Annotated in this window: 2 pseudogenes; both read left to right on the top strand. The window is 64.1% G+C overall.

Annotation, left to right across the window (positions count from 1 at the left end):
* Positions 1 to 183 (top strand): annotated as a pseudogene (locus JHD07_RS39300) (sugar ABC transporter ATP-binding protein); the annotation flags it as partial.
* Positions 183 to 705, top strand: a pseudogene (locus JHD07_RS39295) (ABC transporter permease); the annotation flags it as partial. The pseudogenes JHD07_RS39300 and JHD07_RS39295, both read left to right, overlap by 1 nt.

The raw sequence follows: 705 nt of genomic DNA, 5'->3' as shown, positions 1-705 counted from the left end.
CACCGGCTGAAGGAGCAAGGCGTCGCCGTGATGCTGATCTCGCACCGCATGCCCGATGTCTTCGCCGTGTGCGACCGCGTCATCGTCATGCGCCGCGGCGAGAAGCGGGCCGACAAGCCGATCCACGAGACCTCTCCGGAGGAAGTCACCGCCCTTATCACCGGCGCGAAGGAGGCGGCGTGATGGCCATGCCCATGGAGTCCCCGATCAGCTTCACCAATGTCGGCAAGATCAGGTGGTGGCAGCGCGGCATCTTCGCCTCGCAGACCGGCTACGTCCTGCTCGCGCTGGCGCTGCTGCTGGTGATCATGCATTTCGCCAGCCCCTATTTCTTCACCCAAGGCAACATGCAGAACGTGGCGAAGAACTTCTCCTTCATCGCCATTGCGACGCTCGGCGTCACCTTCGTGATCATCACCGGCGGCATCGATCTTTCGGTCGGCTCGATGATGTGCTTCTCGGCCATGATCACCTCGATGGTGATGACCGAGCTGTCGGCGCCTGGCTCGCCATTGGTGCACATGGCGGCCGACGGCAAGACCGTGCTCGCCAATGTACCAGGCCTGATCCTGCTGGTGTCGGTTGTCGCCGGTCTCGGCGTTGCGCTGATCGCGGGCCTCGTCAACGGCTTCTGCATCGCGGTGCTCGGCCTGTCCCCCTTCGTCACCACGCTCGGCATGCTCTCGATCGTGCGCGGGCTCGGCT

Source organism: Bradyrhizobium sp. (assembly GCF_016462955.1).
In the GTDB taxonomy this organism is placed as follows: domain Bacteria; phylum Pseudomonadota; class Alphaproteobacteria; order Rhizobiales; family Xanthobacteraceae; genus Bradyrhizobium.
Note: the sequence above shows the minus strand (reverse complement) of the source record. Positions and strands in the feature narration are given on the sequence as shown.